This window comes from Caulobacter segnis (genome assembly GCF_019931575.1).
In the GTDB taxonomy this organism is placed as follows: Bacteria; Pseudomonadota; Alphaproteobacteria; order Caulobacterales; family Caulobacteraceae; genus Caulobacter; species Caulobacter segnis_C.
The window spans coordinates 2,458,062-2,480,728 of the sequence record NZ_CP082923.1; the positions used below are offsets into that span (position 1 = coordinate 2,458,062).

Consider the following 22,667-nt stretch of genomic DNA (forward strand, 5'->3'; position numbering starts at 1 on the left):
TCGGCTTAGAACCGCGCGCGCAGGCCCACGAAGGCCCCGCGTCCGGGCGTCCCGTAGTTCAGGATGGTCTGGTAGTCCTTGTCGAACGCGTTCTCGACACGACCGAAGACCTCGTAAGTCTCGTTGATCGTGTACGCGGCGCGCAGGTCGACCAGGGTGTAGTCCTTCACCACCTGGGTGTTGGTGTCGTTGTTGTAGGTCTTGCCCACGTAACGCGCCGCCACGGTGGTGGTCAGGCCCACCGGCCAGCGATAGGCGACCGACAGGTTGCCCATGTTCTTGGGGCGACGGGTCAGCTGCTTGCCCTTGCTGGCGCCCGATTCCGACTGGGCGTCGGTGTAGGTGTAGTTGCCGGTGATGGTCAGAGCCGCGACCGGCTTGACCTCGCCGATCAGCTCGACGCCTTGGGTCTTGGTCTTCTGGACATTGCGATAGTAGCCGTACCGGAAGACGCCGCCGGGCGTGCACAGCGGGTCGGTCGAGCCCGACGAGCAGCTGTTGTAGCGGATCTCGTTGTCGGCCTCGCGCTGGAACCAGGTGGCCGAGGCGCGGGCCTTGCCGCCGAAGAAGCGCTGCTCGACGCCGGCGTCCCAGCTGTCGAACTTCTCGGGCGACAGGTCCAGGTTGCCGTACTCGCTGTAGAGCTCGTAGAGGCCCGGGGCGCGGAAGCCCTGGCCGAAGCTGGCGCGCAGGACCGTGTTCCCCTCGTTCAGCGCCCAGGCGGCCGAGGCCTGGCCCAGGGTGTGCGAACCGTAAGTGTCGTGGTCCTCGTAGCGGACGCCGGCGGTCAGGGTCAGGCCCTTGATCGGCTCGGCCTGCAGCTGGCCATAGACGCTGTCGACACCGACCTTGCCAGTCTTGAACGCGGGGTTCGGGTCGAAGGTCGATGGCGAGCGCGTGCGCATGCGGGCGTTCTCGCTCTCGGCCCCGAACGTAGCGCTGAACGTGTCGGTGAACGCGAACACGCCCTGATATTCCCAGCGCTTGTTCTTGCCGGCGGCGTCGAAGGTCAGCGGCGCGGCCGGGCGAAGCGGATTGACGTTCTCGCGGTCGGTGTCGGTGTAGGCGTAGCCGAGGCGGTTGTTCCAGCGGCCGTCCAGCAGGGCGAAGTTCAGGCCCGAATAGACGACCAGTTCCTCGGTGCGGCCGTACTCCGAGCTGTCGCCGGCGAAGCCGTCGAAATCGTTCTTGCCCTTCGACCAGACCGAGCGGACCTCGGCCGAGACCGCGTCGCTGAGCTTGAAGCGGACGCGGCCCGACAGGCCGGTGTTGTGATAGCCGTCGGTCTCCGTGCCGGCCTTGTAGGCCGAGAAGCCGTCGGTCGAGTAGAAGCCGCCGGCCACGCGCCACGTGATCCTGTCGCCGGCGCCGCCCAAGCCGGCCCGCAGGTAGCCCGTCTGGCGCGCGCCGCCCTCGACGTCGACCGAGGTGGTGAACGGAACCGTCGGATCGGCGGTGACGATGTTGACCACGCCGCCGATGGCCTGGCTGCCCCACAGGGTCGACTGGGCGCCGCGCAGGATCTCGATGCGCGAGATGTCGCCGACCAGCAGATTGCCGCTGTTGAAGCCGCCCTGGGTCGAGGACGGGTCGTTCAGCTTGACGCCGTCGATCAGCACCACGGTGTGCTGGGTCTCGGCGCCGCGGATGTTGAGGCTGGTCGAGGTGCCCGGCCCGCCGTTGCGGGTGTAGCTGACGCCCGGCGCCTGGGCCAGGAGTTCGACCACGGAGACGGATTGGCTGGCCTCGATGGCGCCTTGCGTCAGGACGGTGACCGAGGCCCCGACTTTCTCGATCGGCTGGGCGGTGCGGGTGGCGGTGACCACCAGTTCGGCGACGCCGTTGGCGCCGGCGGCGCCCGCGACGTCGGCCTCGGGGGCCTTCTGGTCGTCGGCCATGGCCGCGCCGGAGACAAGGACGGTGGCGAGAGCGGTGGAGCTTAGAAACGCTCGGATCATATTCATTCCCCTTCTGAACGACCCGCGCGCCTGCCCACGACGCACCCGAAAGCTTGCAAAGCCACGCGTACGCCCCGGACCGTCGCGCGGTCCTGTGACTGCCGTTTCTCGGGAGAACCCGTTCGTTTGGCGCACCCCGGCCAAGCGATGAACGACCGCGTCGGGCAGGTCTCCTGGCTCACGGGTCGTCGCTCTTGGCGCCGCCTTCCCAGGCCTTGAGGGCCCAGTGGCATGTGACGCTAGAACTCGCCGCTTACAGTTGCGGGGGCAGCCGAGGTCTTGAACCTCGTTCCCTTTTAATCCTCTTTCGAGGAGCCTGACGCGCCGCCAGCCCTATATGCTGCGCCGCACACCGTCAATGTGGAGCTTCCATGACATCGACCCTGGTGCTGGGCGGAGCCCGTTCCGGCAAGAGCGCCTTCGCCCAGAAAGCCGCTGAAGCCGCGGTTTCCAGAGCTGCCGGGGTGCGCCCGACCCTGATCGCGACCGGCCAGGCCTTCGACGACGAGATGGCCGAGCGCATCGCGCGGCACCAGGCCGAGCGCGGCGAATCGTGGGTCACGGTGGAGGCTCCGCTGGCTTTGCCCGCCGCGATCGCCGCCCTCCCCGCCGAGGCGGTCGCCGTCGTCGACTGCCTGACGCTGTGGCTGTCGAACCTGATGCTGGACGAGTTGGATGTAGAACTGGCGGCGACCGCGCTGGTCGAAGCGGTGGCGGCTTCTTCCGCCCGTCTCTGGCTGGTCAGCAACGAGGTGGGCCTCGGCCTGGTGCCCGAGACGCCGCTGGGGCGCCGATTCCGGGACGAGGCCGGCAGATTGCACCAGCGGCTCGCCGCGCGGGTGGACGAGGTCTATTTCGTCGCGGCGGGATTGCCGCTGCGGATGAAGCCGCAGGGGTGAATGCTCATCAGGGGAAAACCATCCAATGTCATCCCGGAAACGCCGCAGGCGTTATCCGGTCCGCAACTGCACCATCCCCGAGGTAGTCGACCCTGGAACACAGAAACGACGGTGGATGCAGGCCGAAGAGCGCGACAGGCGGTTGAAGCAGCCGCATCCGGGACCGGATCACGCAGTCCGGCCCGCCCGTCGGAGGCTTCAAGGGGGGGCGGGCGCCAACAACGTCGGACCATCACGCTTCCGGATAACGACCGCGCGGAGCGTCCTGGCTTCGTCGAAACGGTATCAACTCTATCCAACTCCGGACGATGTCCGGCGCTCCGCGTCCCTTTCCAGAAACTTCAGCGGCAAGCCGCGTGAAGCGGCGAACCCGTGTATGGGCGGGTCGCGAAATGGACTGGCGCTGGAAGAACAATGCTCGCACACTCGTTTGAAACGGCCGTCCAACGGCCTCGTGTCCAGGCGCGAGCAACAGCGCGGGGAGGAGTAACGCGATGACGCAGCGTAGATCGTCATGGGCGATGGCCAGGTTCGCGGCGCCGGCCATCCCGATCGCGGCCATGGGCCTGCCGCTCGTCGTGTACCTGCCGGAATACTACATCAACTCCCTGGGCCTCCCCATGGCGACGGTGGGGGCGGCCTTCCTGATCGTCAAATTGCTGGACATGCTGCTGGACCCGGTGCTGGGCGGCATGATGGACCGCACGCGCAGCCGCTGGGGTCGCTTCCGGCCGTGGCTGGCCGCCGGCACGCCGGTGATCGCCATCGGCACCTTCGCCCTCTTCATGGCCCAGCCCGGCGTTGGCCCCATCTACCTGTGGTTCTGGCTGAGCGTTCTCTACGTCGGCTATTCGATGGTGGTCCTCTCGCAGACCGCCTGGGGCGCCGTCCTGTCCACCGACTATCAGCAGCGCTCGCGCGTTTATGGCTGGTGGCAAGGCGCCAATGTCGTCGGCATGATCCTGGTGCTGTGCCTGCCGCCGATCGTGACCGGCGTCTTCAAGGGCGACCATCTCGACAGCATCAGCGCCATGGGCTGGTTCATCGTTCTGCTGGCGCCCGTCACCGTCCTGCTGGCGGTCTCGACCGTGGGCGAACCCGCGCCGCCGCCGCGCCACGGCGCCACCGGTCTGCGGCAGTACGCGAAACTGCTGGCGCGCCCGTCGGTCCAGCGGCTGCTGACGGCCGACCTGCTGATGGGCCTGGCGCCAGGGATCACCGGCACCCTCTTCCTGTTCTTCTTCCAGCGCATGAAGAACTTCGACAAGACCCAGTCCGGCGTGCTGCTGCTGATCTACTTCATCGCCGCCCTGGCCGGCGCGCCGCTCTGGCCGATGCTGGCCAAGCGGATCGGCAAGCATCGGTCCCTGCTCGTCGCGTCGCTGCTCTACGCGGCCGTGCAGCTGGCGGTCGTCGTCACGCCCGCCGGAAATGTCGTGATCGGCATGGTGGTGCTGGTCCTGGCCGGCCTGCCCTACTCGGCCGCGCCACTGCTGGTGCGCGCCATGATGGCGGACATCGGCGACGAGGAACGCCTGGAGAGCGGCGTCGACAAGACCGGCCTGCTCTACGCGATCGTCACCGGGACGCTGAAGCTGGGCTATGCCCTGGCCGTCGGCGTGTTCATCATCCTGGGCTGGCTGGGGTTCGATCCCAAGACGCCAACGCGCGCCGGCGACGCGGCCCTGGTCGGGCTCTACGCTTTCGCGCCCGCATTCCTGGGACTGGTGGTCGCGGCGATCATGTTGCGCTATCCGCTGGATGCGAACCGTCTCGCCGAGATCCAGCGCCAGCTCGCGGCGCTGGATGCGGCCGAGACGAAAGCCGCCCAGTCCGCAGTCGAGTCAGGTCCGAATGCCATCCTCCCCGCGCCCGCCGAGTGACGACCAGCACCCGCTCTTTCGTCTCGTCGAGATCATGGCCAGGCTGCGCGATCCGGACGGCGGCTGCCCCTGGGACCTGGAGCAGACCTTCGCGACGATCGCGCCCTACACGGTCGAGGAGGCCTACGAGGTCGCCGACGCCATCGAGCGGGGCGACCTGCCGGAGCTGAAGGAAGAACTGGGCGACCTGCTGCTGCAGGTGGTCTTCCACGCGCGGATGGCCGAGGAACAAGGGGCGTTCGACCTCAAGGACGTCGCCGCCGCCATCAACGACAAGATGATCCGCCGCCATCCCCACGTGTTCGGCGACCACGCCTATGACGACCTCTCGGCCCAGGTCGCCGGCTGGGAGCAGTTGAAGGCCGAGGAGCGCAAGGCCAAGGCCAAGCACGGGGTGCTGGACGACGTGCCCACGGGCCTGCCCGCCCTCACCCGCGCCGTGAAGCTGACCAAGCGCGCCGCCCGCGTCGGCTTCGACTGGCCAACGGCCGCCGAGGTGCTGGCCAAGCTGCGCGAGGAGACCGAGGAGATCGCCGTGGAGATCGAGGCCGGCGACATGGCCAAGGCCCGCGAGGAACTGGGCGACATCCTGTTCGTTTGCGCCAACCTGGCCCGCAAGCTGGACGTCGACCCGGAAGACGCCCTGCGCGCCACCAACGCCAAGTTCGCCCGCCGCTTCGCCTTCGTCGAGGCGGGCCTGGCCCAGCGCGGCAAGACGCCGGACCAGTCGGACCTGGCCGAGATGGACGCGCTGTGGAACGACGCCAAGGCGGCCGAGAAGGCCGCCAAGCCCTAGTCGACGGCGGCCGCGACCTGGGCTTCCGGGAACTGGCGCTCGAAACGGCCCAGGGCCTGGCTGTCCAGGCGCGCCACCAGGGTGACCTCGCCGGCGGGGCCGTCATAGCGGCTCAGCACGCGACCATTGCGGTAGATCCAGGCCAGGGCCTGGCCGTCCTTGGCCTCCAGCCGCACCTCGACCGGCGGCGAGTCGTCGATCAGGCCGCTGATCCGGCGCAGCAGGGCCTCGCAGCCCTCGCCCGTGACGGCCGAGACCGCCGAGGCCTCGGCGCGGCGAGCCTGGCCCTCGATGATCTCGCGATCGTCCTCGGACAGCAGGTCGACCTTGTTCCAGACCTCGACGACGGTCTTGCCCTCGTCGAACGTCACACCCAGCTCGGCCAGCACGGTCTCGACATCGCGGGCCTGGGCCTCGCTGTCGGGATTGGCGACGTCGCGGACGTGCAGCACCACGTCGGCTTCCTGCACCTCCTCGAGGGTGGCGCGGAAAGCCTCGACCAGCTCGTGCGGCAGGTCGGAGATGAAGCCCACGGTGTCGGACATGATCGCCGGCCGCCCGTCGGGCAGCTTCACGGTGCGAAGCGTCGGGTCCAGCGTCGCGAACAGCATGTCCTTGGCCAGCACCTCCGCCTCGGTCAGGCGGTTGAACAGCGTGGACTTGCCGGCGTTCGTGTAGCCGACCAGGGCGACCGTCGGGTAAGGGACCTTCTTGCGGGCGCCGCGGTGCAGGGTCCGCGTGCGGCGCACTTCCTCGAGCTCTTTCTTGAGCTTGACGATCGTGCCCGCGATCAGGCGGCGGTCGATTTCGATCTGGGTTTCGCCGGGGCCGCCGGTTGAGCCGGTGCCGCCCCGCTGGCGTTCCAGGTGGGTCCAGGTGCGGACGAGGCGCGAGCGCTCATAGTCGAGCCTGGCCAGCTCGACCTGCAACTTGCCTTCACGGGTCCTGGCGCGGCGGGCGAAGATCTCGAGGATCAGCCCAGTGCGGTCCACGACCTTCACCTTCAGCGCCTTTTCGAGGTTGCGCTGCTGGATGGGCGTGAGCTGGTCGTCGAAGACGGCGACGTCGATGTGCTCAACCTCACAGATCGCCGCGAACTCCTCGACCTTGCCCTTGCCGAACAAGGTGGCGGGCGTGACGACGCGCAGAGGCGCGATCATCGTCTCGACGATGTCGAGATCGAGCGCGACCGCGAGGCCGACGGCTTCCTCGAGCCGGGCGTTGGGATCCCGGGCCTCGAGGGCCGCCTGGCCGCGCAGCTGCCGCGCCGGATGGATGACGAGCGCCTTCAGGATCGGCGCGGCGTGGTCAATCGACCTGGATGTGGATTTGGACAAACGTCTCTGATCAGTCGTCGGAGTCGGCGCTGGGCTCGTAGAGCTGAACGGGTTGCGCCGGCATGATGGTGGAGATGGCGTGCTTGTAGACCAGTTGCGACTGGCCATCGCGGCGCAGGAGGACGCAGAAGTTGTCGAACCAGCTGACCACGCCCTGCAGCTTGACGCCATTGACCAGGAAGATGGTGAGCGGCGTCTTCGACTTGCGCACGCTGTTCAGGAAGGTGTCCTGAAGGTTTTGCTTCTTTTCGGCGGACATACGGGGGTTCCCCTCTCGTTGTTCTCGGAGGGCAACACGCCCCCCACACAAACAAGACCATGCTAGAGGATTTTTCGCCGAAAGCGACAAGCCCTCGGCGAAAATTTCCGCAAGGTCACGCGACGGATGGCCGCCCCGGTCGAATATTCGTCCGATCTCAGACCGCTTTTTGACGCGCCCGCTCAATATAGAGACGCCGTAGCCGCGTCGCCACCTCGCCCGGCTTTCCATCCCCCAGTTTCACGCCGTCGACCTGCACGACCGGCGTCAGCAGCGAGCCCGCGCCGGAGATGAAGGCCTCCCTGGCGGCCTGGGCCTCGGCGATGGTGAAGGGCTTTTCGCTGAACGGGACGCCCGTCTCGCGGATGACCTCGAGCAGGGTCGAGCGCGTGACGCCGCGCAGGATGTTGGCGTTGGTGTCACGGGTGCGCAGCACGCCGGCGTTGTCCACGATCCAGGCGTTGGACGAGGCGCCTTCGGTGACCAGGCCCATGTCGTCGACGAACCAGGCCTCGATCGCGCCGCGCTCGCGCGCCGCCTGCTTGGCCAGGGCGTTGGGCAGCAGGCCGATCGACTTGATGTCGCAGCGGCCCCAGCGGTTCTCCGGCACGGAGATCACCGAGGCGCCGATCGCGGCCTTGGCGTCGGCGGCCGCGCGGTCGACCGACTTGGCGGTGATCACGACCGACGGGAGGACGGCGGGGTTGGGGAAGGCGTGGTCGCGCTTGGCGACGCCGCGCGTGACCTGCAGGTAGCACAGGCCTTCCTTGACCTTGTTGCGGCGGACCGCCTCGCGCAGCACCAGGGTCAGGGAGGCTTCGCTCATCGGATGGGCGATGCGCAGTTCGTCCAGGCTGCGCCTGAGGCGGGCGAAATGGCCCTCCGCGTCGGCCAGCTTGCCGTCGAACACGGCCCAGACCTCGTAGACGCCGTCGGCCAGCTGATAGCCGCGATCCTCGATATGGACGGCGGCCTCGCCATGACGCACGAAGCGGCCGTTCACATAGGCGAAACGCGACATCTACTCTTCCTCTTCGGCCCGGGCGCCGGCGACGCCCAGGGACTTCAGCTTGCGGTGCAGCGCCGAGCGCTCCATGCCGATGAAATTGGCGGTGCGCGAGATATTGCCGCCGAACCGCAGAATCTGGGCATTCAGATACTCCCGCTCGAACAGCTCGCGAGCCTCGCGCAGCGGCAGGGCGATAATCCGCTCGGCCCCGATCGCTCCGGCGTTGCCGGCGCTGGGCTGGTCGGCGCCGGCCAGCATCTCGGCGGTGATCAGTTCGCCGGGCTCTCCCGACGCCAGGATCAGCATCCGCTCGACGTTGTTGCGCAACTGGCGGACGTTGCCCGGCCAGGTCTGGACCTGCAGCGTGGCCAGAGCGTCCTCGCCCAGGAGCCTGCGGGCCAGGCCGGTGGCTTCGCTGATCTTGTCGACGAAATAGTTGATCAGCTCGGGGATGTCCTCGCGGCGCTCGGCCAGGCCCGGCACACGCACCGGCACCACGTTCAGGCGATGGAACAGATCCTCGCGGAAGCGGCCGCCGGCGATCTCGTCGCGCAGATCGCGGGAGCTGGACGAGATGACCCGCACGTCGACCTGGACGTCATTGTCGCCGCCGACCCGGCGAAAGCGCTGCTCGACCAGGACCCGCAGGATCCGTCCCTGCGTCTCGCGCGGCATGTCCGCCACTTCATCCAGATAGAGGGTGCCGCCGTGGGCCCGCTCGAACACGCCGATCTTGCGCGGCCGGCCGCCCTCGCCTTCCTCGCCGAACAACTCGACGTCGAGACGTTCGGGCGCCATGCCCGCGGCGCTGACGGCGACGAACTCCTGCTTGGCCCGGGTGCTGGCGCCATGGATCAGGCGCGCCACCAACTCCTTGCCCGAGCCCGGCGGGCCGGACACGAGGATGCGGCTGTTGGCCGGCGCGACCTTCAGGATCAGCTGGCGCAGCGCCTGGGCCGGCGCCGACTTGCCGATCAGGCCGTCCGGGGCCAGGGTCTGAGTGCGAAGACGACGGTTCTCCCGCCGCAGGCCCGCCGCTTCCAGCGCCCGCTCGACGATCAGCAGCAGCCGATCGGATTTGAAGGGCTTTTCCAGGAACTCATAGGCCCCGCGCTTGATGGCGCTGACGGCGGTCTCGATGTTGCCGTGGCCCGAGATCATGATCACGGGCAGGTCGGCGTCCAGCGCCTTGACCATGTCCAGCAGTTCGAGGCCGTCCATGCCGCCGCCCTGCATCCAGATATCCAGGACCAGCAGTGCGGGTTTGCGGGCGCGGATCGCGGCCAGGGCCTGGTCGGAATCGGCGGCCGTTCGAACCGCGTAGCCTTCATCCTCCAGGATTCCGGCCACCAGTTCGCGGATGTCGGCCTCGTCATCCACCACAAGAACGTCGGCGCTCATATCATCTCCTCAACGCCACTTTGGTCCGCAGCACTATGGGGGGCCGCGGCGGGCAGACGCGCGGTCGTCGGAAACTTCAGGATCACGCGGGCTCCGGGGAGGCCGCGCGCGTCGGTCAGGGCCAGGCTGCCACCATGGTCCTCCATGATCCGCTTGACGATGGCCAGGCCCAAGCCTGTCCCCTTCTCGCGGGTGGTCACATAGGGTTCGGTCAGGCGATCCCGGTCCTTGGCGGGTAAGCCGACGCCATTGTCCTCGATCGTCACGCACAGGTCTTCGGCGTCCGACACCAGCGTGGCCGTAATGCGGCCGCGCAGCGCGGGCTCGGTCTGACGGCGCGCGCCCACGGCCTCGCCGGCGTTCTTCAGGATGTTGGTGAGCACCTGGCCGATCATCCGCTCGTCGCAGGTCGCCCAGACGTCGTCGCCATCGGACTGTTCCAGCGTCACCTCGATCTCGGCGTCCTGGAAGCGCTGGGCGAAGACGGCCTGACGCAGCATTTCGGTCAGGTTGGCCGGCGCGAACCGGGGCGCGGGCATGCGGGCGAAGGCCGAGAACTCGTCGACCATCCGGCCGATATCGCCGACCTGACGGATGATCGTCTCGGTGCAGCGGTCGAAGGTCTCCAGATCGCTGGCGATCTCCTTGCGATACTTGCGGCGCAGGCGCTCTGCGGACAACTGGATCGGCGTCAGCGGATTCTTGATCTCGTGGGCGATGCGGCGCGCGACGTCCTTCCAGGCGGCATTCCGTTGGGCGGCCACCAGGCGGGTGATGTCGTCGAAGGTCAGGACGAGGCCCTCGGCGACATGACCGGCGGCGCGGACGCGCAGGCGGCGGGTCTCGCCCTCGCGCATCAGGTCGACCTCGACATCCGTGTCGGGCCGGCTTTCCTGGAGCGCTTCCATCACCGGTTCGAACTCGGGCGCCAGCTGGATCAGGTCGACGCCCAGAGCGTCGTTCGGCAGGCCCAGCAGAGTCACCGCCCGGCGGTTCACGGCCGAGACCTTGCCGCGCTCGTCCAGACCGACGACGCCGGCGCTCACGCCCGACAGGACGGTTTCGATGAACTGGCGGCGGCTCTCGGCGTCCAGGCTGGCGGCCTTCAGCGCGGCCTGCTGCAACTGCAGCTCGCTGGTCATCATGTTGAACGCGTTCGAAAGCGCGCGGATCTCCTCTGGTCCCGAGTCGGCCTCGACCCGTGCGTCGAGGTCGCCGCCCGATACGCGACCGGCGGCCTCCACCAGGCCCGCGACAGGGCCCGCGATCGAGTTGGCGGCGGCGATCCCGACCCAGACGGCGGCGACCAGGACCAGCAGCGCCGTCTCCAGATAGCTGAGCCCGAAGATCGCCTGGATGCGCCCCCGGCTCCGCTCCGCGTCGCGGTACGACACCAGGGCGTCCTGGGTCTCGATCAGGTGGTTGAGGATGCCCTTCTCGATCGGCCGGACGACATAGAGATAGGCATCGGGAAAGGCCTTCAGGCGATACAGCGCCCGGAAGAGGTCGGCCGACACAAAGCGCTGGGCGGTGACCTCGCCGCTGTCGGTGGCCTCATAGCTGGAGGGCGGCGGCGCCAGGAACGGTGGGGCGTCCTTGAGTTCAGCCCGCGCCAGGATGCGTCCGTCGCGGTCCAGAACATAGGCGGCGGCGAACCCATTGTCCTTGGTCTGGTCGGCCAGGAAGTGGCCGAACGCGACCGGCGAGTGGGCCAGAGCGGGGGCGACCTCGTTCAGGTTGTTCGCCATCGGGCCGATGTGCTCGGAGATGTATTTGGTCTGCTGTTCGACGTACGAGTTGGCGACCTTGGCCGAGTTGCCGACCACGGTCTGGACCCGCTGGCTGAACCAGCCGTCCACACCCCGGTTGACCAGCACGCCGAAGAACAGGGCCACGATCACGGCCGGGGCCACCGCGGCGAGCGAGAACAGGCTGACGAACCTCAAGTGCAGGCGGGCGCCGGCGTCGCTGGCCCGCGCGTCGATCAGGTCGTAGAGCCGCAGACCGACGATGGTGGCGACGCCCAGGATCAGGACAAGATTGAAGCTCAGAACGACCAGGATGACCGTGCTGGCGGTGCTGATTGAATCTGTGCGCGGCGGCGACGAGGCCAGCGCCACGCCGGCCACGGTCAGGATCACCGCCAAGGCGTAGCCGCCCCCGATCAGGTATCGCGACCGCAGGAGGTCCCGCCACCAGGTCCGGCTGAACCGGGCCGGCGGGTCGTCCGATCCCGTCGCGTAAGCCACTGAAGACATCGCCGCGGAGTTTAGGAGCGTGTGTCCTAAATTCAACAGTTATGTGCCGCGAAAGGCTCAGCCGCCGTGGCGCTTCCGCCTCTTAACGACGGCCGCGGGTCATTTCCACGCCCAGGTCCTGGATCTTCTTGCGCAGGGTGTTGCGGTTGAGGCCGAGAATTTCGGCCGCGCGCACCTGATTGCCACGGGTCGCCGACAGCGTCAGCTGGATCAGCGGACGCTCCACTTCCTGCAGGACGCGGTCATAGAGGCCGGCCGGCGGCACGCCGTCGGGCTGGTCGGCGAAATGCGAGGCCAGGTGGCGCTCGACCAGGGTCGACAGGGTGACAGGCCCCTCTTCCGACCGGACGGCCGGCGTGTGGTCCTGCAGTTCGCGGTCGACGATGCGGGCGGTGATGAGCTCCTCGGCGTAGAGGGCGCACATCCGGCGCATCAGGTTCTCGAGCTCGCGGACGTTGCCCGGCCACGGGTGGGTCTTCAGGCGGTCGAGCGCGCTCTGGTCGATCGTCTTGGCCGGCAGGCCTTCGCGGGCGGCGCGCAGCAGGAAGGTGCGGGCCAGATCCGGAATGTCCTCGGCGCGATCGCGCAGCGGCGGCAGGCGCACGGGCGCGACGTTCAGGCGGAAGAACAGGTCCTCGCGGAACAATCCCTGCTGGATCAAACCCCGTAGGTCACGATTTGTGGCCGCGATGATCCGCACGTTCGGGCGACGGCCGGTCTTGGGGTTGATCACCGGCTCGGTGCCGTCGATCACGCGCAGCAGGCGGGTCTGGGCGTCGAGCGGCATGTCGCCGATCTCGTCCAGGAACAGGGTGCCACCGTCGGCCTCGACGAGGCGGCCGTTGTCGCCCTCCCCGCGCCCGAACAGCTCGGCCTCGACCCGCTCGCGCGGGACAGCGGCCAGGTTCAGGACCACGAACTTGCCGTCGCGACGGCGGCCCAGCTCGTGCAGGGCGCGGGCGACCAGCTCCTTGCCGGTGCCGCTCTCGCCCAGGATCAGGACGGTCAGATCGGCCCCGACCAGGCGGGCGATGGTGCGGTAGACCTCCTGCATCGGCGCCGAGCGGCCGATCAACGGCAGGCGCTCGTCGCGCATGGCGCGGGCCTGGGCTTTGGAGGCCTCGGTGTCGGCCGGACGCGACAGGGCGCGCCGCGCGGCGGCGGTGACGTCGTCGAGGTCGAAGGGCTTGGAGACATATTCGAACGCGCCCGCGTCGGCGGCGTTGACCGCCGTCAGCAGGGTGTTCTGGGCGCTCATCACGATGATCGGCAGCTTAGGCCGTTCCTTGCGGATGCGCGGCAGCACGTCGAACACGTTCTCGTCGGGCATCATCACGTCGGTGACGACCAGGTCGCCCTCACCGTCGGTGACCCACTTCAGCAGCGTGGTGGCGTTGCCCGTGGCGCGGACCTGATAGCCGAGGCGCGTGAAGGCCTGGCTGAGCACCAGACGCACCGAGCTGTCATCGTCGGCGATCAGGATCTTCTTGCTCGCGGCGTTCATGCTCAGGCGTCTCCGGAAAGAGTATCGGGGGCCCCGTTGTGGGGGGCGACCGGCAGCAGCACGCGGAACACGGTGCGACCGGGCTCGGACTCGAAGTCGATCAGGCCGCCGTGGGCGGTGACCAATTTGGTGACCAGGGCCAGGCCCAGGCCGGTGCCGTTGACCTTGGTGGTGACGAACGGCTGGAACAGGTGCTCGCGCAGGCTGGCCGGTACGCCGGGGCCGTTGTCGATCACCTTGACCTCGATCGGCGCGCCGCTGGTGGACTTGCCGTCGGCGCCGCGCACCCGGACGCCGGGGCGCCAGGCGGTATGAATCGAGATCTGGCCGCGATCGTCGCCACGCATGTGGGCGGCCTCGGCGGCGTTCTTGGTCAGGTTCAGGAAGATCTGGATCAGGTGGTCCTCGTCGCCCCAGACCGGCGGCAGCGACGGATCGTAGCTTTCCTTCAGTTGCAGACCGTCGGCGACGCCATTGGCGACCAGGGCCCGGACGCGGTCCAGCACCTGGTGGATGTTGACCGGCTCGCGCGGGGTCGGGACCTCGTCGGAGAAGGCCTCCATGCGATCGACCAGGCGGCGGATGCGGTCGGTCTCGTCGACGATCAGCTGGGCCAGCGGCTGGTCGACCGCGCTGGCGCCGGTCTTCAGCAGTTGGGCCGCGCCGCGAATGCCCGCCAGTGGGTTCTTGATCTCGTGGGCCAGCATCTTGCCCAGGCCCACGACCGAGCGCAGGCCGGCCGCGTCGGCGGCCTTGTCGACGCCTAGGACGCCCTTGACGTGCAAGGTGAGCAACACGGAGCCATCGCCCAGCGGCGCGGCGGCGCCGTCGGCCTCGAACGGCGGCTGGCCGAACAGATTGACCTCGACGCCGTGCTCGCGGACCAGCGCGCCCTCGAAGATCGCGCGATCCAGCAGCGACACCAGAACCGAGCCCGGCGGCAGGGCCGCGCGGAAACGACCCCGGGCCAGCAGCGACAGGCCGTGACCGAACAGCGCCTCCGCGGCCTCGTTGACCGCCACCAGCCCGCCCTCGCGGTCGACCACCAGGGCCGGCTCGGGGCTGAGGTCGAAGGCGGCGGCCTTCAAGGCTTCGGGAGCAACCCCTCCCAGGACGCGGGCGCGGTCGGTCATGCGGCTAATCTCCCGCCCGCTAGCCACAGGTCGCGCAAGGCGACCTCAACGGCGGCGGGATCCTCAATGCGGCACAGGGTTGCGCGAGCGGCCCGTCGCGCCTCGGTCGTCTCTGGCCATGGCGCGGCCTCGATGTACGAGGCCAGGTGCTTGCGGAACATCTTCAGTCCCAGCCGCTCGCCGTAGAACGACAGGCTGCGACGGAAATGGGTGAGCGCGATGGCCAAGCGCTCCTCGGCCTCGGGCTCGGCGAAGCCTCGCCCCTCGAGGGCGGCTTCGATCGCGCCGGCGATCCAGGGGCGACCATAGACGCCTCGACCGATCATCACGCCGTCCGCGCCGGATTGCTCCAGGGCCAGGCGAGCAGTGTCGCCGTCGACGATGTCGCCGTTGACGAGGACCGGGACCGAGACGGCCTTCTTGACCGCCGCGACGGCCATCCAGTCGGCGACGCCTTTGTAGAACTGGTTGCGGGTGCGGCCATGAACCGTGATCGCCTTGGCGCCGACGGCTTCCGCGCGGCGGGCGATGTCCGGCGCGTTCAGGCTGTCCACGTCCCACCCCAGGCGCATCTTGACCGTCACCGGCACATCGACCGCCTCGACCGCGGCGGCGACCAGGGCCTCGGCCAGGTCGGGCTCGCGCATCAGGGCCGATCCACAGGCGGCGCCGGCGGCGACCTCCTTGGCGGGGCAACCGAAATTCAGGTCGATGATCTCGGCGCCGGCGTCCTGCGCCATCCGCGCGCCCTGGGCCATGAAGTCGATGTCGCGGCCGACCAGCTGGATCACCGTCAGGGGCAAGCCTTCGCCGACCGCCGCGCGACGCACGACGTCGGGACGCCCCTTCGCGAACTCCGCGCTGGCCACCATCTCCGTCGCCACATAGGGCGCTCCGAGCGCCGTGGCCGTTTCTCTGAAGGGCAGGTCCGAAACCCCGGTCATGGGCGCAATCCACACCCGACCGGGGACCTCGATCCCGCCGACCTCGAGCTTGTTGCTCATTTTGTGATCATCCCCGTAGCTACCTTTTTAGGCACATTGTGCGGCGCAGTAAAGTCCAATCGGCTGGACATCGGCGGAGGCCGGACTAAACAGCCGCCATGACCTTTTCCGCCGTGATCGTCGCCGCCGGCTCTGGAACCCGGGCCGGGCCCGGCCAGGCCAAGCAGTGGCGGCTTGTCGCCGGAAAGCCGGTCCTGCGCTGGTCAGTCGAAGCGTTCCTGGCCGCCGGCGCGGCCGCAATCGTCATTGTAACGACCGAAGACGGCGAAAAGGCGCTTTCCGAAGTACTGGCCGGCCTGACTGGCTGGAGCGCGGCGCGAGGGGGCGCGACTCGCGCCCTATCGGTTCAGTCGGGCCTGGCCGCCCTCGCCCATCGCCCCTCGGATGAGCCCGTCCTGATCCATGACGCCGCCCGGCCGTTCTTGATGGGCGCGACCATCGAAGGCGTGCTGAAGAGCCTGGAAGGCGCCGACGCGGCCCTGCCCGCCCTGCCCGTCGCCGATACGCTGAAGCGCGCCGAGCCCGGCCAGAATCCGACCACCACCTCTCGCGAGCATCTGTGGCGCGCCCAGACGCCGCAAGCTGCGCGCCGCGAGACCCTGCTTGCCGCCTACGCCGCCTGGTCCGGCGACGAGCCGACCGATGACGCCCAGGTGGTGGAAGCCGCCGGCGGCCGCGTGGCCATCGCGCCGGGCGATCCGCTCTTGCTGAAACTGACCTATCCCGAGGATTTCGCCATGGCCGAACGACTCGCCGGCGCCGCGCGCATCACCCGAGTCGGCCAGGGCTTCGACGCTCACCGCTGGGGACCGGGCGAGGAGGTCTGGCTGTGCGGCGTGGCCATCAAGCACGACGAGACCCTGATCGGTCATTCCGACGCCGACGCGGGCCTGCACGCCCTGACCGACGCCATCCTGGGCGCGATCGGCGAAGGCGACATCGGCGACCACTTCCCGCCGACCGATCCGCAATGGAAGGGCGCGGCCTCGGACCTGTTCCTGAAGCACGCCGCCGCGTTGGTGACCGCCAAGGGCGGCGCGATCGTCAATGTCGACGTGACCCTGATCTGCGAGCGACCCAAGATCAAACCGCACCGCCAGGCGATGCGCGAGCGGCTAGCCCAGATCCTGTCGCTGCCGCTCGACCGGGTCAGCGTCAAGGCGACCACGACCGAGAAGATGGGCTTCACTGGTCGCGGCGAGGGTCTGGCCGCCTCGGCGGTCGTGGCGGTCGAGACGCCGGCCTGAACCGGCTAAGGTAGCCCCACGAATCTGGAGGCTCCCGATGTTCCCGCTGGAAATCCAGACCCTGGCCCGACTGCTGATCGACGAGGCGCGCGAGAAGTCGCTGCGTCTGGTCGCCGCCGAGAGCTGCACCGGCGGTCTGGTGGCCGGGGCGATCTGCTCGATCTCCGGCGCCTCCGACGTCTTCGAGCGCGGGTTCGTCACCTACACCAACGGCGCCAAGTCCGAGATGCTGGGCGTGCCGGGCGACCTGATCGCCGATCACGGCGCGGTCTCCGAGCCCGTGGCGCGGATGATGGCCGAGGGCGCTCTGCGCGAAAGCAATGGTCACGTCGCCGTGGCCATCACCGGCGTCGCCGGTCCCGGCGGCGGCACGCCGATGAAGCCCGTGGGCACGGTCCACTTCGCCGTCGCCCGCGCCAACCGCTCGGTCGTCCACCGGCACGAGCGCTTCGATGGCCAGACCCGCGAGGCCGTGCAGCTGGCGGCGGTGCGGACGGCGCTGGAGATGCTGCGCGAGGCGGTGGCCTAGTGCCTGAGACCGCGCCCAGCGACTGGCGGCGCTTCGCGGGCCGCAACCTCTCGCAACGGGCGTTGAAGGCCGCCGCCGCCCGCCAGACCGAGATCCGCCACGCCATCCGCGTCTCGGCCGCCGTCGGCGCGGCCTTCGCCCTGGCGACGTTGCTGCGGCTGCCGCAAGGCTACTGGGCCGTCTTCACCGCCGTCATCGTGGTGCAGTCCAGCCTGGGCGCGACCATCACCGCCTCGGTCGAGCGGTTCATGGGCACGGTCGTCGGCGCTCTCGCCGGCGCGGGCGCGGCCTATTTCCATGCGCGATGGCCGGAGTTCGGCGGGGTCATCCTCTGCGTAACCGTGGCGCTGCTGGCGTTCCTGGTCTCGATACGGCCGGCGCTGAAGGCGGCCCCTGTCACCGCCGTAATCATGCTGATCGGCACGACCACCCACATGGATCCGCTGATCGCCGCCGCCCTGCGGGTGGCCGAGATCACGGTCGGCAGCGTCGTCGGGGTGGCCGCCACCCTGCTGATCTTCCCGGCGCGCGCCCACGCCTCGGTGGTGTCCAGCGTCCAGACGATCGCCGGCTTGCAGGCCCATATCCTCGACAGCCACGTCCTCAGCCTGCGCGGAACGCCGGGTCCGACCGACTATCTGAAGGCTCAGGACGACCTGCGCGCGGCGCTGGCCAAGCTGCAGACGGCCGTGACCGAGGCCGATCGCGAAAGCGCCAGCAAGCTCAGCGACCGCTCGGTGTCCGACGCCCTGCCCCGCACGCTCTGGCGGCTGCGCAACGACACCGTGATGGTTGGACGCACCCTGCACGAGCCCCTCCCCGCGCCCGACCTGGCGCCCGCCGCCGCCGACATGCTGGAAGCCAGCGCCCGGTTCCTGCGCGGCGCGGCGGACCTGCTGGCTGGCGGCCCACGTCCGGACCGCATCGCCTTCGCCGAGGCGCATCAGGCCTTTCAGACCTGCGTCGAGGGTCTGCGCGAGAACGGAGTCACCCGCGACCTGGAGTTCGACGACGCCGCGCGGGTGTTCGGCCTGGCGTTCGCGATCGAGAATCTGTTCGCCAACCTCGGCGACTTCGAGGAGCGGATCGAGGAGGCGGTCGCCAAGAAGGACTAGGGTTCAGAAGGATTGGGCGCGCCATAGATCTGCCGTGCGCGATCCTCGAAACAGGCGATCAGCTTGTTGGCGGCCCTGTCGATGTTGGCGGCCAGCATGGCGTCCAGCAGCGCGGCCTTGAAGGCGAAGTCGATCACGAACTCGATGCGAGTGGCCTCGCCCCCATTTTCGTTCTCCGGGACGAACCGCCAGCCATTGATCAGGCGCTTGAACGGCCCGTACAGCAGACTGACGTCGATGGAGAGCGCCTCACGGTCACGGCGAACACGCGTGGCGAACTTCTCGCGCAGGAACGAGAAGCCGACCTGGGCCTCGGCGTCGACAGTGCTGACGGCGCCGTCTTCGCGACCGTTCCAGGTGCGCATGCCGGTGATCCACGGCACGAACTTCGGATAGGCCTCGACGTCGCCGACCAGATCGAACAGCTGCTCGGGCGCGTACGGCAGGACGCGCGTGACAGTATGGCGGTGCAAGGCTTTACGCGGTGCGGGCGTCGAGGGCCCTGCGGGCCGCCTGCAGCTTGGCGAAGTCCTCGCCCGCGTGGTGCGACGAGCGGGTCAGCGGGCTGGACGAGACCATCAGGAAACCCTTGGCCCGGGCGATCGCCTCGTAGGCCTTGAACTCTTCCGGGGTCACGAAGCGATCGATGGCCGCGTGCTTGCGGGTCGGCTGCAGATATTGACCGATGGTGATGAAGTCGACGCCGGCCGAGCGCATGTCGTCCATGACCTGCATGACCTCCTCCTTGGTCTCGCCCAGGCCGACCATCAGGCCGGACTTGGTGAACTGGGAGGGATCGCGCTGCTTCACGCGGTCCAGCAGGCGCAGCGAGTTGTAATAGCGGGCGCCCGGGCGGATCTTCAGATAGAGGCGCGGCACGGTCTCGAGGTTGTGGTTGAAGACGTCCGGCTTGGAGTCGATCACCACGTTCTCGGCATTGTCCTTGCGCAGGAAATCCGGCGTCAGGATCTCGATGGTCGTGCCCGGGGCGGCCGCGCGGATGGCGGTGACCACCTCGGCGAAGTGGCGGGCGCCGCCGTCGATCAGGTCGTCGCGGTCCACCGAGGTGATGACCACGTGCTTGAGGGCCATCTTGGCGACGGCCTCGGCCACGCGGCGCGGCTCGTCCGGATCCAGCTGGGTCGGCAGGCCGGTGGTGACGTTGCAGAAGGCGCAGGCGCGGGTGCAGATCTCGCCCATGATCATCATGGTCGCGTGCTTCTGGCTCCAGCACTCGCCGATGTTCGGGCACGCCGCTTCCTCGCAGACCGTGTGCAGCTTGTGCTCGCGCACAATGCCCTTGGTCTCGTTGTACTGACCCGAGCCCGGCGCGCGCACGCGCAGCCATTCGGGCTTGCGGAGCACCGGCGTGTCGGGGCGGTTCTGCTTTTCGGGATGGCGCACCGCCCGGTCTTCCGGGCCGCGAGCCTTGAGGGTGTCGATCACCGTGGCCATGGCGCCTAAATCGGTCTTCTTGGCCTTCGGATCAAGCGCTCGATCTTGCTTAAGGCGACGATGCGCGAAATGAGTGTCCGCGTATGCGTCTCCGCCGTCTCGCAGTCGCCCTGGCCCTGGTCCCGATCCTGACCGTTTCCGCCTGCGGCGACGGAACCGTGCGCGCGCCTTTCGCCGACAGCCGAACGCCGCCGTCGCTGGGCTCCCGCTTCTATCCGCCGCAGGGCTGGGCCTGGGGTTTCGTGCATAGCGGCGAAGGTCCCGTTCAGCGTTACGGCGTCTCGTCGCCGCCGGTCGCGCCGCGCGCCACGATCCTGATTCTGACGGGCTATGGCGAAAGCGCCGAGACGTGGTTCGAGACGGCTTCGGATCTCAATCGGCAGGGTTTCACTGTCTGGATTCTGGAGCGCCAGGGCCAGGGCGGTTCCGAGCGGGAAACGCCCTGGCGTGATGTTGGCCATGCCGACAGCTTCGATCCCGACGTCGCCGCAGTCCGGGCCATGATCAAGGGCGTGATCCGGCCAGGCGGCGACGCGCCGCTGGTGGTGATCGGTCATTCGGAAGGCGGCCTCGTCGCCCTGCTCGCGGCCCAACGGGGCGCGCCGATGGACGGCCTCGTGCTCTCCTCTCCGGCCTTTGAACTGACCGCCCTACCCCGGTCGCACGCTGACTTCGCCCGCTTCACCCCCGCCATGCGCGCCTTGCGGCTGGGCTGGATCCGCACGCCGGACCAGCACGGCTGGCGTCGGGACGGACCGGACGGCGTCCAGGCGGGGCCGACCCACGACGCGATGCGCGGAAAGGTCCAGGCCGCTTGGATGCTGGCCAATCCGGACCTGCGCATGGGTGGGCGCAGCCTGGGCTGGTACGCGGCCTTCCTCGACGCCAGCGGCGCCGCCGTGCGCGATATTCGCAAGGTCGCCGCGCCGACCCTGATGCTGGACGCGGGCGAGGATCGGGTGGTCGCCGCCGCGCCGCAGGGTCGTCTCTGCGCCGCGATGATCGACTGCGAGGAGACCCGCTACGCCGGAGCCGGCCACGACCTGCACATGGAATCGGACGCCGTTCGCCGGCCCTGGCTGGCGGCGATCGTCGATTTCACCCGCGCCCGGATCGACGCCAAGGCCCGTGCTGAAAGGGCTGGACCTCACGGTTTGTGACTCTTTCTTGCAAAGCTGGACCTTCCCCGGCAGACTCGGCGTTTAAGAACCTAGAGCGCGCTTTCGCTCTTCGGGGAGGTTTCGCCGGGATGCCGGTAGTTTACGACGTGCGGAACGGCCAAAAGGCCATCTTCGACGCCCTTATCGACGCTCGCGACAAATACGGCGCCAAGAAGCAGATCCTGGAAGACCAGGACCGCAACCCGCTCACCTATACGGACCTGATCCGCGCCAGCTTCGCGCTGGGCCGCAAGATCGCGGCCATGACTAAGCCGGGCGAGAACGTCGGCGTGCTGCTGCCGTCGGGCGCCGGGTCCGTCGTGACCTTCTTCGCCTTGCACGCCTTCGGTCGCGTGCCGACCATGCTGAACTTCACGGCGGGCCTGCGCAACATCCGGGCCGCCTGCAAGCTGGCCCAGATCAAGCGTGTGCTGACCGCCCACAAGTTCGTCGAACTGGGCAAGCTGCACGACATCATCGACTGCATCGGCGAGCACGCCGAGGTCACCTACCTGGAAGACGTGCGCGCCACGATCGGCCTGCCTGACAAGCTGTTCGCGGCCGCGGCGGGGCTGTTCCCCCGCCAGTTCCGCGCCTCGGCCAAGCCGTCGGACAAGGGCGTGGTGCTGTTCACCTCGGGCAGCTTCGGCGCGCCGCGCGGCGTGGTGCTGAGTCAGGAGAACCTGGTTCAGAACGCCATGCAGGTCGCCGCCCACATCGAGCTTGACCCGGACTGGGTGATGTTCAACCCGCTACCGGTGTTCCACTGCTTCGGCCTGACCGGCGGGGTGGTGCTGCCGATCCTGACCGGTATGAAGGCGTTCCAGTATCCGTCGCCGCTGCACACCAAACAGATCCCGCCGCTGATCAAGGACGCTAGGGCCTCGATCCTGCTGGCCACCGACACCTTCGTGAACCAGTACGCCCGCGCCTCGGAGACCGACGAACTGGGCGGGCTCAAGTTCATCGTCTGCGGCGCCGAGAAGGTGCGAGACGAGACCCACGCCCTGATCGCCGAGCGCTTCGGCGGCGTGCCGGTGCTGGAGGGCTATGGCGCCACCGAGGCCTCGCCGGTGATCGCGGTCAACAAGCCCACCGACAACCGCCCCGGCACCGTCGGTGGTCTGCTGCCCGGCCAGGAAGTTCGCATCGAGCCCGTCGAGGGGATCGCCGAAGGCGGCCGCTTCTTCGTGCGCGGCCCCAACATCATGGCCGGCTATCTGCGCGAGGACGGCGGCGTCGACGCGCCCGAGCAAGGCTGGCACGACACCGGCGACGTCGTCACCATCACCGACGATCAGTGGATCACCATCAAGGGCCGCGTGAAGCGCTTCGCCAAGATCGGCGGCGAGATGGTCTCTCTGACCGCCGCTGAGGATCTGGCCACGGCCGTCTGGCCCGACGGCCGCCACGCCGTGATCTCCATGCCCGACAAGAAGAAGGGCGAGAAGCTGATCCTGATCACCGATCGCCACGACGCCGACGTCGGCCCGCTGGTGGCCCACGCCCAGACGATCGGCGCGCCCGAGCTGGCCGTGCCGCGCAAGATCCTCAAGGTCACCGAGGTGCCGGTGCTGGGCAGCGGCAAGACCGACTATGTCGCCATCCAGCGCATGGCCGAGACCGATACCCGCGCGGCCTGAACCCATTCGGCCGGCGAGGCCATCGCGCTTCGCCGGCCGCTCCACTTCCCGTTTTCAGTAAGCGTCGGGCCGCCAAG

Annotated in this window: 19 protein-coding genes and 1 riboswitch; of the genes, 8 read left to right on the forward strand and 11 right to left on the reverse strand. The window is 68.7% G+C overall.

The annotated features are described in order from the left end of the window. Positions 1-5 precede the first annotated feature (5 nt). Positions 6-1,958: a TonB-dependent receptor plug domain-containing protein gene (locus tag K8940_RS11275; RefSeq protein ID WP_223395546.1), complete on the reverse strand. Its 1,953-nt coding sequence runs from the start codon at positions 1,956-1,958 to the stop codon at positions 6-8. 145 nt (positions 1,959-2,103) lie between these two features. Beyond that, a riboswitch (cobalamin riboswitch) is annotated at positions 2,104-2,293 on the reverse strand. A gap of 36 nt (positions 2,294-2,329) precedes the next feature. Here K8940_RS11275 and cobU point away from each other — a divergent pair. From cobU to mazG, 3 genes are all read left to right on the forward strand, one after another. Beyond that, positions 2,330-2,857 carry a bifunctional adenosylcobinamide kinase/adenosylcobinamide-phosphate guanylyltransferase gene (gene cobU, locus K8940_RS11280; protein ID WP_223395548.1) on the forward strand — a complete coding sequence of 176 codons (528 nt, stop codon included), beginning with the start codon at positions 2,330-2,332 and terminating at the stop codon, positions 2,855-2,857. Positions 2,858-3,351: 494 nt separating this feature from the next. Beyond that, complete coding sequence (locus K8940_RS11285) at positions 3,352-4,740, forward strand: MFS transporter (RefSeq protein ID WP_223395550.1); 1,389 nt, start codon at positions 3,352-3,354, stop codon at positions 4,738-4,740. Further along, positions 4,712-5,536, forward strand: coding sequence for a nucleoside triphosphate pyrophosphohydrolase (gene mazG, locus K8940_RS11290; RefSeq protein WP_223395552.1), 825 nt, complete (start codon positions 4,712-4,714; stop codon positions 5,534-5,536). The genes K8940_RS11285 and mazG overlap by 29 nt, the downstream gene beginning before the upstream one ends. On the opposite strand, the gene hflX is transcribed toward mazG, so the two are convergent. The 8 genes from hflX to dusB all read right to left on the reverse strand — a co-directional run bounded on the left by hflX (position 5,533) and on the right by dusB (position 15,441). Then, the gene (hflX, locus tag K8940_RS11295) at positions 5,533-6,873 is read right to left on the reverse strand and encodes a GTPase HflX (protein ID WP_223395555.1); all 1,341 of its coding nucleotides are present in this window, start codon (positions 6,871-6,873) and stop codon (positions 5,533-5,535) included. The two genes, mazG and hflX, sit on opposite strands and share 4 nt — an antisense overlap. Before the next feature lie 10 nt (positions 6,874-6,883). After that, a complete protein-coding gene (hfq, locus tag K8940_RS11300; RefSeq protein ID WP_013079113.1) occupies positions 6,884-7,132 on the reverse strand; it encodes an RNA chaperone Hfq in 249 nt (82 codons plus the stop codon). Between the two features lie 157 nt (positions 7,133-7,289). Next, positions 7,290-8,153 (reverse strand): D-amino-acid transaminase, encoded by an 864-nt coding sequence (locus K8940_RS11305; RefSeq protein WP_223395557.1) that lies wholly within the window; start codon positions 8,151-8,153, stop codon positions 7,290-7,292. Further along, entirely contained in the window at positions 8,154-9,542 is a 1,389-nt protein-coding gene (ntrX, locus tag K8940_RS11310; protein ID WP_223395558.1) for a nitrogen assimilation response regulator NtrX, read from the reverse strand. Then, a complete protein-coding gene (locus tag K8940_RS11315; protein WP_223395559.1) occupies positions 9,539-11,800 on the reverse strand; it encodes a sensor histidine kinase NtrY-like in 2,262 nt (753 codons plus the stop codon). Before K8940_RS11315 ends, ntrX begins: the two co-directional genes overlap by 4 nt. A gap of 82 nt (positions 11,801-11,882) precedes the next feature. Next, the gene (locus K8940_RS11320; protein ID WP_223395560.1) at positions 11,883-13,304 is read right to left on the reverse strand and encodes a sigma 54-interacting transcriptional regulator; all 1,422 of its coding nucleotides are present in this window, start codon (positions 13,302-13,304) and stop codon (positions 11,883-11,885) included. A 2-nt stretch (positions 13,305-13,306) separates the two neighbouring features. Further along, positions 13,307-14,437 carry a two-component system sensor histidine kinase NtrB gene (locus tag K8940_RS11325; protein ID WP_223395561.1) on the reverse strand — a complete coding sequence of 377 codons (1,131 nt, stop codon included), beginning with the start codon at positions 14,435-14,437 and terminating at the stop codon, positions 13,307-13,309. Then, positions 14,434-15,441: a tRNA dihydrouridine synthase DusB gene (gene dusB, locus K8940_RS11330; protein ID WP_223395562.1), complete on the reverse strand. Its 1,008-nt coding sequence runs from the start codon at positions 15,439-15,441 to the stop codon at positions 14,434-14,436. The genes K8940_RS11325 and dusB overlap by 4 nt, the downstream gene beginning before the upstream one ends. A 98-nt stretch (positions 15,442-15,539) precedes the next feature. On the opposite strand from dusB, the gene K8940_RS11335 reads away from it, so the two are divergent. From K8940_RS11335 to K8940_RS11345, 3 genes are read left to right on the forward strand one after another with little or no spacing between them, the layout of a single operon-like run. Then, positions 15,540-16,688 (forward strand): bifunctional 2-C-methyl-D-erythritol 4-phosphate cytidylyltransferase/2-C-methyl-D-erythritol 2,4-cyclodiphosphate synthase, encoded by a 1,149-nt coding sequence (locus K8940_RS11335; protein ID WP_223395563.1) that lies wholly within the window; start codon positions 15,540-15,542, stop codon positions 16,686-16,688. Positions 16,689-16,725: 37 nt separating this feature from the next. Further along, complete coding sequence (locus tag K8940_RS11340) at positions 16,726-17,217, forward strand: CinA family protein (protein ID WP_223395564.1); 492 nt, start codon at positions 16,726-16,728, stop codon at positions 17,215-17,217. Next, entirely contained in the window at positions 17,217-18,332 is a 1,116-nt protein-coding gene (locus K8940_RS11345) for an FUSC family protein (protein ID WP_223395566.1), read from the forward strand. Before K8940_RS11340 ends, K8940_RS11345 begins: the two co-directional genes overlap by 1 nt. On the opposite strand, the gene K8940_RS11350 is transcribed toward K8940_RS11345, so the two are convergent. Next, a complete protein-coding gene (locus tag K8940_RS11350) occupies positions 18,329-18,805 on the reverse strand; it encodes a type II toxin-antitoxin system RatA family toxin (RefSeq protein WP_223395569.1) in 477 nt (158 codons plus the stop codon). The two genes, K8940_RS11345 and K8940_RS11350, sit on opposite strands and share 4 nt — an antisense overlap. 4 nt (positions 18,806-18,809) lie before the next feature. Next, entirely contained in the window at positions 18,810-19,787 is a 978-nt protein-coding gene (gene lipA, locus K8940_RS11355; RefSeq protein WP_223395571.1) for a lipoyl synthase, read from the reverse strand. An 83-nt stretch (positions 19,788-19,870) separates the two neighbouring features. Here lipA and K8940_RS11360 point away from each other — a divergent pair, with 83 nt between their 5' ends. Together K8940_RS11360 and K8940_RS11365 are read left to right on the forward strand one after the other, a co-directional pair. Then, a complete protein-coding gene (locus K8940_RS11360; protein WP_223395573.1) occupies positions 19,871-20,947 on the forward strand; it encodes an alpha/beta fold hydrolase in 1,077 nt (358 codons plus the stop codon). A gap of 89 nt (positions 20,948-21,036) precedes the next feature. Next, a complete protein-coding gene (locus tag K8940_RS11365) occupies positions 21,037-22,590 on the forward strand; it encodes an AMP-binding protein (protein ID WP_223395575.1) in 1,554 nt (517 codons plus the stop codon). The last annotated feature ends 77 nt before the right edge of the window (positions 22,591-22,667 follow it).